Raw genomic sequence first — 15,026 nt, 5'->3', positions numbered from 1 at the left:
CTTCTACTCGACCTACGAGGACGAGGACGAGGGTTTCACCTCGGACAAGCCCCGCATCGTGATCCTGGGGTCCGGCCCCAACCGGATCGGGCAGGGCATCGAGTTCGACTACTGCTGCGTCCACGCCGCCCTGGCGGTCCGGGAAGCCGGCTACGACGCGATCATGGTCAACTGCAACCCGGAGACGGTCTCCACCGACTACGACATCTCGACCCGCCTCTACTTCGAGCCGCTCACCTTCGAGGACGTCATGAACGTGCTCGACCGGGAGGAGCCAGAGGGGGTGATCGTCGCCCTTGGGGGCCAGACCCCTCTGAAGCTGGCCAAGTCGCTCGAGGCGGCCGGCGCCCAGATCCTGGGGACCTCGCCGGACTCGATCGACGCCGCCGAGGACCGGGGCCGCTTCACCGACCTGCTTGCAGAGCTGGACATCGCCCAGCCGAACGGCGGGATCGCCATCTCCAAAGAGCAGGCGCTGGCGGTTGCCGCCCGGGTCGGCTACCCGGTGCTGGTCCGCCCGTCCTACGTTCTCGGGGGGCGGGCCATGGAGATCGTCTACACCGACGAGATGCTGGCCGACTACCTAGTGAGGGCGGTCAAGGTCTCACCCGACCACCCCGTCCTCATCGACCGGTTCCTTGAGGGCGCGATCGAGGTAGACGTCGACGCGATCAGCGACGGCACCGACATCTACATCGGCGGAATCATGGAGCACATCGAGGAGGCCGGGGCGCACTCCGGGGACTCCGCGTGCGTGCTGCCGCCGTTCTCCATCGGCCCGAACAAGCTGAGGTTGATGGCCGAGGCGGCCGAGAAGCTGTCTCGGGCGCTCGGCGTCGTCGGGCTGATGAACATCCAGTTCGCCGTCAAGGACGAGGAGATCTACTGCATCGAGGTCAACCCAAGGGCCTCCCGGACGGTGCCGTTCGTCGGCAAGGTCACGGGTGTGCCGCTGGCCCGGGTCGCGGTGCGGGTGATGCTCGGCGAGAAGCTGGCCGGTATCAAAGGCCTCCCGCCGAAGCCCGAGTCCGGGCCCTGGTGGCCGCTCGACAGGCTGCGCCACAGCGGCGTTAAGGAAGCCGTCCTGCCGTTCGCCCGGTTCCCGGGAGTCGACACCCTGCTCGGCCCCGAGATGCGCTCGACCGGGGAGGTCATGGGCATCGACTACGACCTGGGGGCCGCATTCGCCAAGTCCCAGTCGGGGGCCGGGTCCGCGCTGCCGGACAAAGGCAGCGTGTTCATCTCCGTGGCCGACCGCGACAAGCGCGCCGTCGTCTTCGCCGCCAAGCGCCTGGCCGAGCTGGGATTCGACCTTCTGGCAACCGACGGCACCTGCCGGCTCCTCGGGAGGGCGGGGATCAAGTGCACCGAGGTGCGCAAGCACTCCGAGGGGTCGCCCAACATCGTCGACCAGATCATGGCCAACGAGGTGGACCTGGTGATCAACACGCCGTTCGGCAAAGGGGCCCGGTCGGACGGCTACTACATTCGCACTGCGGCGGCCGCCCGCGGGGTCCCGTGCATCACCACGCTGGCCGGTCTGCAGGCTGCCGTGCAGGGCATCGAGTCGCTGCGGCAGGGGTTCGAGGTGACCGCGATACAGGACTACCTGGCCGATCCCGCTATGGTATTCAGTAGCGTTTCGACCCCCGACGAGCCCCTTCTATCCGGCTCACCGACGACCGACCCGGAGCAGCCATGATCCAGCAGACCGCTCAAATCCTGTCCTACAAGAAGCTTCGGGACGACTATTTCCTGCTCACGATCGTGGCCCCCGAGATCGCAGAGGTGGCCAAGCCCGGCCAGTTCGTGAACATCCGCCCGCCGGCCGACCGGCAGTTCATCCTGCGCCGCCCGTTCTCCATATACAAGGTCAACCGCCGGGGTGAGTGGGCCGCCACCATCGAGGTGGTCTTCGACATCCGCGGCGGCGGCACCGCGGCCCTGGCCTCGCTGCGGGCGCACGACATGATCGACATCGTCGGCCCCATCGGCCGGCCCTTCGCCATCCCGAAGAACCGCAACTCCTGCCTGCTGGTAGGCGGCGGCATCGGCGCGGTCCCGCTGTTCTACCTGGCGGAGGAGCTGAAGGGCGCCGGCAAGCGGGTCGACGTGCTGTGGGGCGCCCAGACCGCAAGCAAGTTGCTGAACCCGATCGACGCAAAGCGCTTCGGCGCCCAGGCCGTGTTCACCACCGAGGACGGCAGCGAAGGCGTCCAGGGCCGGGTAACCGACGTCATGGACGATCTTCTGGAGAAGTGCAACACCGAGGTCATCTACGCCTGCGGCCCCAACGGCATGCTGGAGGCGGTCACGCGTATCGGCCAGAAGCACCGGATCCCGGTGCAGGTGGCGATGGAGGCCCTGATGGGTTGCGGCTACGGCATCTGCATGACCTGCGTGCAGCCGGTGTGGAACAAGAGCCGGGACCAGATCGTCCACGTGCGGACCTGCGTCGACGGTCCGGTTTTCAACGGCGCCCGCATCGCCTGGGACGCGTTCGCTTCAGACCCCAGCGTTCGTGTCGCCCCCGTCGGCAATTAACTGATGCCGAAACCGCCCGACCTTTCGATCGACCTCGCGGGCATCCGCCTGCGGTCCCCGGTCGTCACCGCCTCAGGGTGTTTTGCGTCCGGCAAGGAGGCCTCCGAGTTCATCGACCTGAAGAAGATCGGCGCTGTGGTGGTCAAGTCGATGACCATGGAGCCGTGGCCGGGCAAACCCACACCCCGGATGGCCGAGACTCCCTCAGGCATGTTGAACGCCATCGGCCTGCAGAACTACGGAGTGGAGCACTTCCTGGCGGTCGACCTTCCGTGGTTGAACCGCGTCGGGGTCCCGGTAATCGCCAGCATTGCCGGAAACACGGTGCAGGAGTACATCTACGTGGCCGAACGGCTGCGCGGCGCCCCCGGCGTTGTCGCGGTGGAGGTCAACATCTCGTGCCCCAACCTCGAGGACCGCAACAACATGTTCAGCCACGACCCCAAAGCCACCGCGTCGGTGATGGCCTCGGTCCGGCGGGCGCTCGAGGTGCCGCTGTTCGCCAAACTTTCCCCCAACGTCACCAGCCTTCCCGACATCGCCGGGGCGGCCCTGGACAACGGCGCCCAGGGCATCAGCCTGATCAACACGGTGATGGGAATGGCCATCGACATTCACACCGGGCGCCCGAAGCTCGCCGGGGTGGTCGGAGGGTTGTCCGGGCCCGCCATCCGGCCGATCGCCGTGCGCAGCGTTTTCGACGTCTTCCGGGCCTTCCCCCACGTCCCGATCATCGGTATGGGCGGCATCATGAGCAGCGACGACGCACTGGAGTTCATCCTGGCCGGGGCGACCGCAGTGGCGATCGGAACCGCCAACTTCATCGACCCGCGATCCACCATGAAGGTCAACGACGGCATCCTGCAGTACATGAAGGAGAAGGGCGTCAACAACCTGGCATCGATTCGGGGCCGGGTGAAGGTGGAGGGTTGACGGGCCTCATCGTTGCGCTCGACAGCCCGGATCTAAGCGAGTCGGAGTCTCTGGCAAGGCAGCTCTCCGGCAGGGTGGCGGCATTCAAGGTGGGTCTGACGCTTTTTACCCGTCACGGCCCCGAAGCGGTGATTCGCATCGGCGACTACGGCCCGGTGTTCTGCGACCTAAAGCTCCACGACATCCCGCATCAGGTCGGCCTGGCGGCCGCCCAGCTGACCGATCTCGGCGTCTGGATGTTCACCGTCCACGCATCGGGGGGCCCGTCCATGGTCGCGGCGGCAGCGGAGTCGGCCCAGGCTTCAGATCACCCGCCTCTGGTCGCCGCGGTGACGGTTCTGACCAGTCTCGACAAGCAGGACCTGTTGCGGACGGGCGTCGGTGCCGACCCGCACGAACAGGTCGTCCGGCTGGGCCGCCTGGCGGTCGGCGCCGGAGCGACCTCTTTGGTGTGCTCGGCCAACGAGGTGGTGCTGCTCAGGCAGGACCTTGGCCCCGACGTCATCCTCGTGACTCCAGGAATCCGTCCGGCGGGTGCCGATGCGGGCGACCAGTCGCGAATCATGACCCCAGCCAGGGCGGCCGCCGCGGGCTCCAGCTACATAGTCGTCGGCCGTCCGATCACAGGCGCGCCCGACCCGGTGAGAGCCGCCGAACAGATACTCGGCGAGCTGGGCTAACCCTCAACCCCGGCCCGCGGTTACTCCTTGACGGTGAGGGTGACCGGCCGGGTCAGCGACTTGCCGGTGGCCGAGGTCCCGGTCACGTCGAAGACGTAGTCCACGCCCTGCCTCAGCTGCTCCGCGCTCAGGCCCTTAACCGCGTCGCTGAACTCGAAGTTCAGGTCGAACAGCTTGCGGACCTGAAGCTGGTCCAGAAGGAAGCTCACGGTGTTCGGCTTGGCCAGCTCGGAGGTCTGCGCGTACGTGAAGGTGACCGGCTCGTTGAAACCGTTCAGCGGAGTCAAAAAGCAGTTGATCTTGACGGTCGGCCCGTCCTTGCTGAGCGACCAGAGCACCTTGTTGCCGTCACTGAGGGAACCGCAGGTGAAGGAGAAAGTCGGGTCGTCCGCCGGCGCGGCCGGAGCCAGCGGGGCGGGCTGGGGTGCCGAGGCCGGCGGAGCAGGCGGCGCCGGCCGTTGAGCCACAGCAACCGGGGCCGGGCTCACGCCCCACGGGTAGCGGATCCGGCTCACCTTGTCGCCGCTGCGGCCGATGACCTCGAAGTCGTAGCTTCCGGTCGGGACGTTTCCGGCCGACAGCTCGATCCTGAACGGAGTTTTGCCGGCGCCTCTAGGTGTGACCGAAGCGGGAACGAAGCTGCAGCTGACGTTCTGGGGCAGCTCGGCGCAGGAGAAGGTCACCCGGTCCCTGAAGCCGCCGAAGGACTCCACCTCGCACGAGTTGGTGCTGCGGGCCGGGTCGCCGGCGAGGCAGGAGATTCGGAAGTTGTCGTTGCCCTCCAGAACCGGGGCCGGTGCTCCCGCCTGGGGCTGGGGTCCTGCCGCACCGGGCGTGTCCGGGCCGGTGACCTCTTCTTCGGCCAACACCTCGGCCTCCTCGTCCGCAGAGGGGGAGGGGTCGGTTTCCGAGCCCTCGGACTGGGTGTCGTCGGAGAGGGCCGCCTGCACGACCACGGCTCCAAGGCCAAGGGAAAGGAGCGTCACAACGCTGCCTACTACAACCATGAGTCGGAAGTTCGACCATGTCTTGAAAACAGAAAAAAGCGTGCCCAGTTTCACCATCTAAGGTTACCGCGAGACGCCGACGATCATGTGGCTCCTCCGCCACGCTAGGTGAAATTGTAAGCCTCTCAGGTACGGAAAGCCATACCGAAACTTTCGCGACCTATAATCCCGGGGTGCCACGGCACTTTTGTCCATCTGGGCGGTAGGCTTGAAGCTTCAGCGCCCTCCGCAACTTCCGAAGGAGTGACTTCGATAGCAGATTCGCGCTTGTTCATAATCTCCGGCCCCTCGGGCGCCGGTAAGGGCACAATTGTCCAGCGGCTTCTGGAGGAGCGGCCCAACTGCAGGCTCTCCGTCTCTTGCACCACCCGTCCGGCACGGCCGATGGAAAAGGAGGGGGTTCACTACTTCTTCATCTCCGAGCGGGAGTTCATCGAGCGCCGGGACCGGGGCGAGTTCCTTGAGTGGGCACAGGTTCACGGCAACATGTACGGGACCCCCCGCAAGATCGTCGACGCCCTCCTGGCCGAAGGCACCGACGTCATCCTGGAGATCGACGTCCAGGGCGCGGCCGAGGTAAAAAGTGCAATGCCCGAAGCCCGCCTGATCTTCATCGAGGCGCCTTCGATGCAGATCCTGGAGCAGCGCCTGCGCAAGCGGAGCACCGAGCGCGAGGACGTGCAGGCCCGCCGGATCTCCGACGCCTACGACGAACTCCGCAAGAAGGGCTCGTTCGACGGGGTGGTCGTGAACGTGGAGGTAGAACAAGCCGTCAAAGAAGTGTTAGCTTTGATGGACAGCCGTTAGTCCTTTTGGCCATCTTTTTCCCAAGTAAGGAACCCCTTTGATATATCCCCGAATCGAAAAGCTCGCGGACAAGGTCGACAGCCGATACACGCTGGTCATCCTCGCCGCCAAGCGGGCACGGCAGATCAACTCGTACTACTACCAGCTGGGTGAGGGCATCCGGGACTTCGTCCCGCCTCAGGTGTCCGGCCTGGGCGACAACGCCAAGGCGCTCTCGGTGGCACTCGAGGAGATCGCCCAGGGCAAGTTCGGCTGGGAGCGCCCGCCGGAGGTTGAGTCCCGCATCAAATAGGACTCATGACCTACGAAAATTTAGCCGGTAAAAAAATTGCCCTCGGAGTATGCGGGGGCATTGCCGCGTACAAGGTCGCCGGGCTCGCACGGGAGCTGACCCAGGCCGGCGCCGATGTACATGTGGTCATGACCCCGTCGGCGATGAACTTCATCGGCCCCATCACCTTCTCCACCCTGACCGGCAACCCCGTTCGTTCCGAGCTGTTCCCGGCAACCGCTCCCACCGAGATCCCGCACACCGACCTCGGGCGTACCTCCGACCTTGTGGTCATTGCCCCGGCTACCGCGAAGACCATCGCCAAGAGCGCCCAGGGCGTCTCCGACGACCTGATCTCCGCCCTCCTGCTGTCCGCCGCCTGCCCGATCGTCATGGCCCCTGCGATGCACACCGAGATGTGGCAGAACGAGGCGACCCAGCTGAACGTCACGACGCTGGTCGCCCGGGGGATCCGCATGGTGGGGCCTGTAGTGGGCGCCCTGGCCGGGCCCGACGTCGGAGTCGGCCGGATGGCGGAGGTGGCCGAGATCCTTCAGGCTGCGGGCGAGGAGCTGGCGCGGCGGGCTGAGCTGACCGGTTGCGAGGTGGTGATAACCGCGGCGGGGACCCGGGAGCCCATCGACGCCATGCGCTTCATCGGGAACGCCTCCTCCGGCATGATGGGTTACGAGCTGGCTTTCGAGGCGGTCCGGCGCAACGCCCGGGTGACTCTGATCACCGGTCCCACGCACCTGACGCCGCCGGACGCGGCCACCGTGGTCCGGGTGACGACGGCCGCCGAGATGCGAGAAGCGGTGCTCAAGGCTTTGCCGACGGCATCGGTGCTGGTAATGGCGGCGGCGGTTTCGGACTGGCGGCCCTCTTCGGTGTCGGATACGAAGCTGAAGAAGTCGAGCGGCCCGCCGGACCTGAAGCTGGAACCGACGCCGGACATCCTGGCCGAGGTGGGCGAGACCCGCCGTACCGGCGGACTGCCGGAGCTCAAAGTTCTGGTCGGGTACTGCGCCGAGACCGGGAACCTCGAAGAGGCGGCCCGCAAAAAGCTGAAGCGAAAGTCGTTGGACCTGGCGGTTGCGAACCTGGTGGGCGCGGAGGACTCGGGCGTTGGCTTGACGACGCTTCGTGCGCTTATCGTGGACCGGGAGGGCGACCTGGATGACCTGGGCCTGGTGACCAAGCGGGAGCTGGCCGGGCGTCTGCTGAATCGGGTCGCCACCCTCCTCTAGCCTTCCCGGCGTTGCACTGGCAGGGATTCAGCGATACCGTAGGGCGGTCCTTAAGCTTTGTAGTCGTTCGCGCCCTGGGCTGGGCGTTTGAACCGCCTTAACTTCCGACAATCGCTCAAAAAGGAGCCTCGATGGCACGCAGCTACTTGTTTACGTCCGAGTCCGTAACGGAAGGCCATCCCGACAAGCTGGCCGACCGGATCTCGGATGCGATCCTCGACGCCATCATGGCGGAGGACCCCAACGGGCGAGTGGCGTGCGAGACGCTGGTGACCACGGGGCAGGTAATTGTCGCGGGTGAGATCACCACCGACACCTACATCGAGGCCCGCGACATCGTTCGCAGCACCGTCAACGAGGTCGGCTACACCAACGCCAAGTACGGCCTGGACGGGTCCACCTGCGGCGTGCTGCTTGCGATCCAGGGCCAGTCGCCCGACATCGCCCTCGGGGTCGACACCGCCTACGAGGCCAAGGGCGGCGCAGAGGACGACCTCGACACGCTGGGCGCCGGCGACCAGGGCATGATGTTCGGCTTCGCCGCCAAGGAGCGGCCGGACCTGGACACCGAGCTGATGCCGACCCCCATCTGGCTGGCCCACCGCCTGGCCCACCGGCTGTCCCAGGAGCGCAAGAGCGGCCGGATGCCGTACCTGCGCCCGGACGGCAAGACCCAGGTCTCCATCAAGTACGAAGACGGCGTGCCGGTAGGCATCGAGAACATCCTGATCTCCGCCCAGCACGAGCCCGAGGTGGACATCGAGACCCTTTTGAAGCCCGACCTCATCGAGTACGTGGTCAAGCCGATAGTTCCCGACTGCCTGTGGTCGGAAGACATCGAGTTCCTCGTCAACCCAACCGGCCGCTTCGAGATCGGCGGCCCGATGGGCGACACCGGCCTGACCGGCCGCAAGATCATCGTCGACACCTACGGCGGCTTCTGCAGCCACGGCGGCGGCGCATTCAGCGGGAAGGACCCGACCAAAGTCGACCGAACCGGCGCCTACTTCGCCCGGTACGTCGCCAAGAACCTGGTCGCCTCCGAGGTGCTCGACGCATGTGAGATCCGTGTTGCCTACGCCATCGGCGTTGCCCACCCGGTTTCCATCAGCCTGGACGACCGCGGCACCGCGAAGGTCGACCCCAACAAGCTCGAAAAGCTGGTGGGCGAGTTCTTCGACTTCCGCCCGGCCGCCATCATCCGGGACCTGGACCTGCGCAAGCCGATCTTCAAGGACTCGAGCTCCTACGGGCACTTCGGCCGCACCGAGAAGCACTTCTCCTGGGAGCGGACCGACCGAGCCGAGGAGTTCGCGAAAGCCGCAGCCGACCTTTAACCGTCCCGCAGCCAGCTCATGCTGGTTGGAGTAATCGTTGACCTCTCCGTCTGGGGGCTCAACAAAGAGCTGACCTACTCCGTTCCACCGGATCTTGTCGCACGCGTCCGCATCGGGTCGATCGTCCGGGTTGCCCTGCGCAACCGGCGGGTGCGCGGGTGGGTGGTCGGCGTCGATCCCGACGGCGAGCCGCAGGAAGGCATATCACCGATCGCTGCGGTCAGCGGCCGGGGACCGGTCTTCGACGCAGCGCTGCTGGAGATGTCGAAGATCCTCGCCCGCCGCTACGTCTCGCCCCTGAGCTCCTTTCTGTCTCTGTTTACACCGGCGCGCCTCGGCCGGAGGGGGCCTCTTTGGCCCGAGGTGCCGGCCCCCGACAGGCGGGCCGCCGACCGGGTGTTGTGGAGGTTGAGGCCCGGCGAGGACCCGTTGGAGCGCTACGCCGAGCTGATCGGGCAGGAGCTGGAGGCGGGCAGGGGAGTGATCCTTGCGGTTCCCGAGGTCCGGGAGGGGTCCCGGGTTCTCGGGGCCCTGGCCGGGCGGTTCCCGGACGACGCAGCCGTGGTGCACAGCGGAATCGACCCGGCCGACCGGTCGAAAGGGCTGTGGGAGGTCGCCTCGGGCCGCCGGCGCCTGGTTCTCGGCGGGAGGGCCGCCCTGTTCGCCCCCGCCTTCCCCCTGGGCGCAATCGTGCTGCACCAGGAGCACGACCCCTCGTTCAAAGAGCAGCAGTCGCCGTACTACGACGCCCGGGTCGCCGCCGAGGCCCGGGCGGCCGTCACCGGCGCCCGGCTGGTCGCCGCCAGCGCAACCCCGTCGCTGAACCCCGCCTACTGGCCGGACATCGACTCGGGGCTCCCCATCCGAGCCGCAGACGTCTGGCGCATCGACGAGACCGACCGTCTCAACGAGAGGGCGGCCTGGCCGGCAACTGAGGTGGTGCAGCCGCCCCGGCGGGGCCTTCCCCAGAGGGCGATCGCCTGCATCCTCGACGCCCGCAGGCGGGGGGAACGATCGATAGTCCTGCTGCCCCGGGTTCAAGCCACGGCCTCCGGCCCCGGACCCACCGAGCTCATCTCGTTCCTGTCCAAGGTAGTCCCCGGTGCCCGGGTGGCGCGCGCCGACCGGCCCGGCCTGGGCAGCGACCCCGGGGCGCTCCAGTCGGCTCTGAACGCCGACGTGGTTCTCGCCACCGAGGCCGGCCTCGCCGACGTGCCCCGCCCGGCGGTTTCGGTCGCCATCGCGCTGGGGGTCGACGGGTACTTCTCCAAGCCGAAAGGCCGGGCGGCCGAAGACGCGATGGCCGCGTTGTGGGCACTTGCCGGGCTGGTCGGCGGCAGGAGGCCGAAGGGCCGATTGATCCTGGAGGTTCACACCGGCGAGCACCACGGCATCGAGGCGCTGGTCCGGGGCGACTACAAGTTCTTCGTCCGCAAGGAGCTCGAGGCGCGGCGGGAGTCCGACGCCCCGCCCTACAAGTCGATGGTCCGGCTGCAGACGCCGGACCCCTCGTCCGAGCTGATGGACGGACTCCGCTCGCTGCCGGCGACCAGGGTGCTCGGGCCGGTCACCGGAGGCAACCTCGGGTACGAGATCCTGCTCAAGGTCGCGGCATTGGAGACTATCCTCGAACCTTTGGGTACGATTGTCTCCACGGCACCTCAACGAATTCTCGTCGAGGTGGACCCCAAGGATTGGTGACGAAACTGTGTCGATACTCCCCATTCGGCTTTACGGCGACCCCGTACTGCGCACGCGGGCTTCCGAGCTGGACGAGCTGGACCGCCGGGCCCGCCGCCTCATGAACAACATGACCGACACCATGAAGGACGCCCCCGGCATCGGCCTGGCGGCGCCCCAGGTGGGGGTCCTCAAGCGGATCATCGTCTGGGAGAACGAAGAGGACTCCGGAGCGCTGGCCAACCCGGTGATCCTCGAGCGTGACGGCATGGTCGAGGGCGATGAGGGCTGCCTGTCGATGCCCGGCATCACCTACCCGGTCATCCGCTCGGAGGTGATCCTGGTGGAGGGTCTGGACGAAAAGGGCGACACCGTCCGTTTCGAGACTCGGGACCTCACCGCACGGATCATCCAGCACGAGATCGACCACCTGGACGGCATCCTGTTCATCGACCACCTGCCGCCCGACCTCCGCAGCGAAGCCCTCGGCGTCTTGAGGGAGCTGGCAGAAACCTGGGATCAGGAGCTGGCACGATAAGCCGACGGGTCGCCTTCTTCGGCACCCCCGGCATCGCGGTACCCACCCTGCAGGCGCTTATCGACTCGGAACACGAGGTCGTGGGCGTGGTCACCGCTCCGGACAAACCCAGGGGCCGGGGCATGAAACTCCAGCCGTCGGAAGTCAAGGCCCTGGCGGTGGCCCACGGCATCCCCGTCCTGCAGCCCCCGACGCTGCGAACCGAAGAAGCGCAGTCAGCCCTGACGGCGCTGGGGGCCGATGTCTTCGTGGTGGTCGCCTACGGGCTGATCCTGCCGAAAGCGGTGCTCGACATCCCGCCGCTCGGCTGCATCAACGTCCATTTCTCGATTCTGCCCCGCTGGCGCGGCGCCGCCCCGGTGCAGTGGGCGATCCTCGAAGGTGACGCCAGCTCCGGCGTTGCGATCATGCAGATGGACCCGGGTATGGACACCGGCCCGGTTCTGGAGATGGTGGAGGAGCCGATTTCCCCCGACGACACCTCGGGGACCCTGGCCGACCGGCTGGCGGTTCTCGGTGCGAAGCTGATCCCGGAGGTTGTAGGGCGGCTGCACGAGATCACCCCGGTGATTCAGCCGGAGGAAGGCGTGACCTACGCCTCCAAGCTCACCCCGGAGCACGCCCACATCGACTGGGCTCAGCCGGCAGAGCAGATCAGAAACCGGATCAGGGCGTTCAACCCCCGGCCGGGTGCGTGGACCAGTTTTAACGGCAGACGTCTCAAGGTCTGGCGGGCGGAGCCGATTGAACCGGCGTCGCACGCGCCTGGAACCCTCTCGGACCAGGGCGGCGAGCTGACGGTTCACACGGGCACTCAGCAGCTGAGGTTGGTGGAGGTCCAGCCGGAGGGCAAAGGCCGGATGAGCGGCGCCGAATTCCTTCGGGGCTACGGCCGAGCACTGCCGTTGGTCTTGGGTTAGAGGGCTCCCTGCGTTGCCGCCCTGAGGATTGCGAATCCGGCGGTGGCCCCGAGCAGGAGGGCAAGGACCATCAGCGCCGCAAGGGCCGGGCGTCTTTCCACACCGGCGGCCCGCAGCGAAGCCACCAGGGCGGCCAGGCCGGCGCAAGCCAGAAGTGCGCCGGCGAACGTCGCCAGGTTCTGGCGGTTGTCGCGGTGAGGCCACCAAAAGCTCCAGGTCACCAGCGCGCCGGCACCGAAAAATGCGGCGAAACCAGCCCCGGCTTCTGCGATGAATTTGCGCTGCAGACGCTTTAGCCTGAGTTGGCCGCGTCCGAACCGCCTGTCGCCTGCCACGCCGCCCTGGAGCGTGGCCTACTGCTGCGGTATCGGCACGCCGGCCTCCAGCAGGACGTCCCGGTCCGGCAGGCGGTAGTACACCTGCCAGTTGTAGTAGCCGTTGAACGCCCGCTCGTCCTCCAGCATCTGCTGGGCGTAGATCGTCACGGCGTCGACGTAGAGCTGGCTGTGGTTGTAGGCAAACAGCGCCTTGCCCATGTTGGCCGGCGCCCCCGAGGCCTTGAGATATCGTGCTGCGCCGAAGATGGCGTCCCGGGTGTTGTTGATGTCGCCCTTGCCGTAGGCCGCCCACGTCGACGGGATGAACTGCATCGGTCCCTGGGCGCCGGCCGAGCTGTTGCCCCGGATGCGGCCCAGGCGGGTCTCGATCAGGTGAACCGACGCCAGGTAGGCCCACGGGATACCGAACTCGGCCTCCGCCTCAGCGTAGTAGCGGCGCAGCTCCTCGGCGGGGGCCGGCTCGACGATGGTCCAGTCCGGCAGCTTGGTGCCCGGATTCGTGAGCCGGCGCAGCTGCTCGCCGGCCCGGATGTTGGCTTCGAGGTTGTCCCTGAGGTCCGCAGGCGCCCGGTCCAGAACCGCCTTTTTGAACTCCGGGTTCGCCACCGCCGCCCGGTACGCCGCCTGCTGGATGCGCCCCAGGCGGGGCAGGAGGGCCGGATTGGTGTCGGGAGAACGAAGGGCCTGCTCGGCTGCGATCAGCTCGGATGCCACGGAGTCGGCGGTATCCAGTGCCGGGGTGCCGGAGGGTATCGGTGAGGGGGATGGGGAAGGGGAGGGTGAAGGGCTCGGAGAGGGTGAAACCGAAACCGAAGGCGTGGGGGTCGGGTCGTCGTTCGAGGGTGATTCGCCGCAGCCGGCAAGCACGATTAAAACGGCAAGCGGCAAGGCCACAAAACGCCGCCGGAAAAATAATTGAAAAAAGTCCTTAAGTATTTTCAAAATGTGCCGATAGGACCAGGTCACCTGTGTCTGAGTGTAGTTTCCGGTCCTTCCTCCTCACCACACCGTACCCGGCCCCGGCTGTTCGGGCATCCGTTACCCTTCAGGGAGTGGTTTTGACGCCCGCCCAATCGAAGGAGTGCCCTATGGCGAACTGGAATTGCGAAGACTGCGGCGTGATGATGGACGCAGACGACGAGGGCGAACCCGAGCCCTGCCCCCGCTGCGGCAAGGACATGGTGAACTTCGCCGGGGCCGCCCTGAAGAACCTCTGCGGTGGAGGGGTGTCCGGAATGACCGAGGGCAGCGCCCAGCCGGCGTCGCAGGGCTCCCGCCTGCCCTCCCTGCCCAAGCAGGGGTGATGCCGGTGGACCCCAAGGTTCAGTCGTTTCTGGAGCAGACCGGCTCGGCGGCGATGGTGACATTGAAGAAGGACGGCACTCCGCATGCGGTCCGGGTGGGGGTGACCCTGGTCGACGGCAAGCTGTGGAGCTCCGGCACCCGGGACCGGGTGAGGACCAAACACCTGCGCCGCGACCCCCGGGCAACGCTGTTCGTATTCGACCCCAAGAACCCGGCCAACAGCTACAACTACCTTGGCCTGGAGACGACGGTGACGATCCTCGAGGGCCCGGACATTCCCGAGATGAGCATTCGTATGTTCCGGGCGATGCAAGGAATCGACGTCGACAACCCCGGGGGTCGGAAGCTGAAATGGTTCGGCCAGGAGTTGGACGACAAAGCCTTCGCCGCCAAGATGGTCGAAGAAGGCCGGCTGATCTACGAGTTCGAGGTCAACAAGTCCTACGGGATGTTCTAGCCCGTGGTGAGACCAAAGGGGCTGCCTTCGGAGTCCCGGCAGATCGCCCACTTCTCGCCCGGATGGATCACGGTTCCGCCGAGTTCGGTAACCCGGGCCAGTGCGGCCGGAAGGTCGTGAACTGCGAAGTACGGGATGGAGACGGTGTCGCCGGGGCCCTTGCCCCGCTCGTGCAGGCCGAATTCCGCCTGGCCCTCATGGGTCTGCCAGCCTTCACCCTCTCCGGGCTTGCGATCCTCCAGCTTGATGTCGAGCACCCCAGTCCAGAATCTGCGGGCGCGCCCGGCGTCATCGGCGGGAAACTCGATTAGGGAAACGGGTGAGGTCATGTGGCCAGGATAGCCGGGATTCCGGCAATCGCATCTGTACGCCCCGGTGTCGCAGCAGTAGGGTTTTAGGGCGATGAGCAACCTCGAAACCCTTCGCGGAGCCTACGCCGCCCTGGTAGCGGGTGATGTCGAAACACTGGTGGGATTCTTCGCCCCGGACGCCAAAGCGCACGTTCCCGGCAGATCGCCGGTTGCCGGCGACTACGAGGGCCTGGAGCAGGTCCTGGGGTACATAGGTAAGCTCGGCGAGCTGTCCGGAGGGACGCTCCGTTTTGACGTTCACAGCCTTCTTGCGGACGACACCCACGGAGTGGCGTTGATCAACGACCGGGCGGAGCGGGAAGGCAGGACGCTCGACGTCGACAACGTCCACGTCTGGCACCTGTCGGACGGCAAGCTGCGGGAAATCTGGATCTATCCCGGTGACGTCTACGCATGGGACGAGTTCTGGAGTTAACCGTCCGCGACGCAGCTTGCGCCCATGGTTCATACTCTCTTCGATAAATAAAAAGACCCGTCTTCGGGGCACGGTGAAATTCCGGACCGGCGGTAAAGCCCGTGACCCTCTTCGCAAGAAGAGGTGGACCTGGTTGATTTCCAGGGCCGACAGTCAAAGTCTGGATGGGAGAAGAC

The 15,026-nt window shown here is 66.5% G+C and carries 18 protein-coding genes and 1 riboswitch; of the genes, 14 read left to right on the top strand and 4 right to left on the bottom strand.

Features of this window, described 5'->3' with window-relative positions; translation table 11 throughout:
* The 4 genes from carB to pyrF form a co-directional block, all read left to right on the top strand.
* On the top strand, positions 1-1,702 hold a 1,702-nt coding region (gene carB / locus VFV09_15390; protein ID HEU4869094.1), incomplete at its 5' end, for a carbamoyl-phosphate synthase large subunit.
* The gene (locus tag VFV09_15385) at positions 1,699-2,544 is read left to right on the top strand and encodes a dihydroorotate dehydrogenase electron transfer subunit (GenBank protein ID HEU4869093.1); all 846 of its coding nucleotides are present in this window, start codon (positions 1,699-1,701) and stop codon (positions 2,542-2,544) included. The genes carB and VFV09_15385, both read left to right, overlap by 4 nt.
* Positions 2,545-2,547: 3 nt before the next feature.
* Positions 2,548-3,477 (top strand): dihydroorotate dehydrogenase, encoded by a 930-nt coding sequence (locus VFV09_15380; protein ID HEU4869092.1) that lies wholly within the window; start codon positions 2,548-2,550, stop codon positions 3,475-3,477.
* Entirely contained in the window at positions 3,474-4,157 is a 684-nt protein-coding gene (pyrF, locus tag VFV09_15375) for an orotidine-5'-phosphate decarboxylase (GenBank protein HEU4869091.1), read from the top strand. Before VFV09_15380 ends, pyrF begins: the two co-directional genes overlap by 4 nt.
* Before the next feature lie 20 nt (positions 4,158-4,177).
* Here the strand turns inward: pyrF and VFV09_15370 are convergent, their stop codons facing one another.
* Positions 4,178-5,164 carry a hypothetical protein gene (locus VFV09_15370; GenBank protein ID HEU4869090.1) on the bottom strand — a complete coding sequence of 329 codons (987 nt, stop codon included), beginning with the start codon at positions 5,162-5,164 and terminating at the stop codon, positions 4,178-4,180.
* A gap of 267 nt (positions 5,165-5,431) precedes the next feature.
* Between VFV09_15370 and gmk the strand changes: the two genes are divergently transcribed.
* The 7 genes from gmk to fmt all read left to right on the top strand — a co-directional run bounded on the left by gmk (position 5,432) and on the right by fmt (position 11,964).
* Positions 5,432-5,971 (top strand): guanylate kinase, encoded by a 540-nt coding sequence (gmk, locus tag VFV09_15365; GenBank protein ID HEU4869089.1) that lies wholly within the window; start codon positions 5,432-5,434, stop codon positions 5,969-5,971.
* Between the two features lie 37 nt (positions 5,972-6,008).
* A complete protein-coding gene (gene rpoZ, locus VFV09_15360) occupies positions 6,009-6,263 on the top strand; it encodes a DNA-directed RNA polymerase subunit omega (protein ID HEU4869088.1) in 255 nt (84 codons plus the stop codon).
* 5 nt (positions 6,264-6,268) lie between these two features.
* Positions 6,269-7,489: a bifunctional phosphopantothenoylcysteine decarboxylase/phosphopantothenate--cysteine ligase CoaBC gene (gene coaBC / locus VFV09_15355; GenBank protein ID HEU4869087.1), complete on the top strand. Its 1,221-nt coding sequence runs from the start codon at positions 6,269-6,271 to the stop codon at positions 7,487-7,489.
* A gap of 131 nt (positions 7,490-7,620) precedes the next feature.
* Positions 7,621-8,826, top strand: coding sequence for a methionine adenosyltransferase (metK, locus tag VFV09_15350; protein ID HEU4869086.1), 1,206 nt, complete (start codon positions 7,621-7,623; stop codon positions 8,824-8,826).
* A gap of 18 nt (positions 8,827-8,844) precedes the next feature.
* Positions 8,845-10,527 carry a hypothetical protein gene (locus VFV09_15345; protein ID HEU4869085.1) on the top strand — a complete coding sequence of 561 codons (1,683 nt, stop codon included), beginning with the start codon at positions 8,845-8,847 and terminating at the stop codon, positions 10,525-10,527.
* Between the two features lie 7 nt (positions 10,528-10,534).
* Positions 10,535-11,044: a peptide deformylase gene (gene def / locus VFV09_15340; protein ID HEU4869084.1), complete on the top strand. Its 510-nt coding sequence runs from the start codon at positions 10,535-10,537 to the stop codon at positions 11,042-11,044.
* On the top strand, positions 11,041-11,964 hold the full coding sequence (fmt, locus tag VFV09_15335; protein ID HEU4869083.1) for a methionyl-tRNA formyltransferase: 924 nt from the start codon (positions 11,041-11,043) through the stop codon (positions 11,962-11,964). Before def ends, fmt begins: the two co-directional genes overlap by 4 nt.
* Here the strand turns inward: fmt and VFV09_15330 are convergent.
* Both VFV09_15330 and VFV09_15325 read right to left on the bottom strand, forming a co-directional pair.
* Positions 11,961-12,185 (bottom strand): hypothetical protein, encoded by a 225-nt coding sequence (locus tag VFV09_15330; GenBank protein ID HEU4869082.1) that lies wholly within the window; start codon positions 12,183-12,185, stop codon positions 11,961-11,963. The two genes, fmt and VFV09_15330, sit on opposite strands and share 4 nt — an antisense overlap.
* Before the next feature lie 132 nt (positions 12,186-12,317).
* The gene (locus VFV09_15325; protein ID HEU4869081.1) at positions 12,318-13,016 is read right to left on the bottom strand and encodes a lytic transglycosylase domain-containing protein; all 699 of its coding nucleotides are present in this window, start codon (positions 13,014-13,016) and stop codon (positions 12,318-12,320) included.
* A gap of 374 nt (positions 13,017-13,390) precedes the next feature.
* Between VFV09_15325 and VFV09_15320 the strand changes: the two genes are divergently transcribed.
* Positions 13,391-13,606 carry a hypothetical protein gene (locus VFV09_15320; GenBank protein ID HEU4869080.1) on the top strand — a complete coding sequence of 72 codons (216 nt, stop codon included), beginning with the start codon at positions 13,391-13,393 and terminating at the stop codon, positions 13,604-13,606.
* A gap of 5 nt (positions 13,607-13,611) precedes the next feature.
* The gene (locus tag VFV09_15315) at positions 13,612-14,064 is read left to right on the top strand and encodes a pyridoxamine 5'-phosphate oxidase family protein (protein ID HEU4869079.1); all 453 of its coding nucleotides are present in this window, start codon (positions 13,612-13,614) and stop codon (positions 14,062-14,064) included.
* Here VFV09_15315 and VFV09_15310 read toward each other — a convergent pair.
* A complete protein-coding gene (locus tag VFV09_15310; protein ID HEU4869078.1) occupies positions 14,061-14,393 on the bottom strand; it encodes a VOC family protein in 333 nt (110 codons plus the stop codon). The genes VFV09_15315 and VFV09_15310 overlap by 4 nt on opposite strands.
* A 73-nt stretch (positions 14,394-14,466) precedes the next feature.
* On the opposite strand from VFV09_15310, the gene VFV09_15305 reads away from it, so the two are divergent.
* Positions 14,467-14,850, top strand: a complete 384-nt coding sequence (locus VFV09_15305) for a nuclear transport factor 2 family protein (protein HEU4869077.1) — start codon at positions 14,467-14,469, stop codon at positions 14,848-14,850.
* Between the two features lie 55 nt (positions 14,851-14,905).
* Positions 14,906-15,026: riboswitch (FMN riboswitch) on the top strand. This riboswitch is flagged as partial in the annotation.

The organism is Actinomycetota bacterium, assembly GCA_035759705.1.
Classification (GTDB): Bacteria; Actinomycetota; CADDZG01; order JAHWKV01; family JAHWKV01; genus JAJCYE01.
Note: the sequence above shows the minus strand (reverse complement) of the source record. Positions and strands in the feature narration are given on the sequence as shown.

Bases quoted from the DNA above. Each gene is read 5' to 3' on its own strand.
- VFV09_15320 (HEU4869080.1), top strand. From the start codon at position 13,391: ATGGCGAACTGGAATTGCGAAGACTGCGGCGTGATGATGGACGCAGAC.
- metK (HEU4869086.1), top strand. From the start codon at position 7,621: ATGGCACGCAGCTACTTGTTTACGTCCGAGTCCGTAACGGAAGGCCAT.
- VFV09_15345 (HEU4869085.1), top strand. From the start codon at position 8,845: ATGCTGGTTGGAGTAATCGTTGACCTCTCCGTCTGGGGGCTCAACAAA.
- VFV09_15380 (HEU4869092.1), top strand. From the start codon at position 2,548: ATGCCGAAACCGCCCGACCTTTCGATCGACCTCGCGGGCATCCGCCTG.
- VFV09_15385 (HEU4869093.1), top strand. From the start codon at position 1,699: ATGATCCAGCAGACCGCTCAAATCCTGTCCTACAAGAAGCTTCGGGAC.
- VFV09_15305 (HEU4869077.1), top strand. From the start codon at position 14,467: ATGAGCAACCTCGAAACCCTTCGCGGAGCCTACGCCGCCCTGGTAGCG.
- coaBC (HEU4869087.1), top strand. From the start codon at position 6,269: ATGACCTACGAAAATTTAGCCGGTAAAAAAATTGCCCTCGGAGTATGC.
- VFV09_15370 (HEU4869090.1), bottom strand. From the start codon at position 5,164: ATGGTTGTAGTAGGCAGCGTTGTGACGCTCCTTTCCCTTGGCCTTGGA.
- VFV09_15310 (HEU4869078.1), bottom strand. From the start codon at position 14,393: ATGACCTCACCCGTTTCCCTAATCGAGTTTCCCGCCGATGACGCCGGG.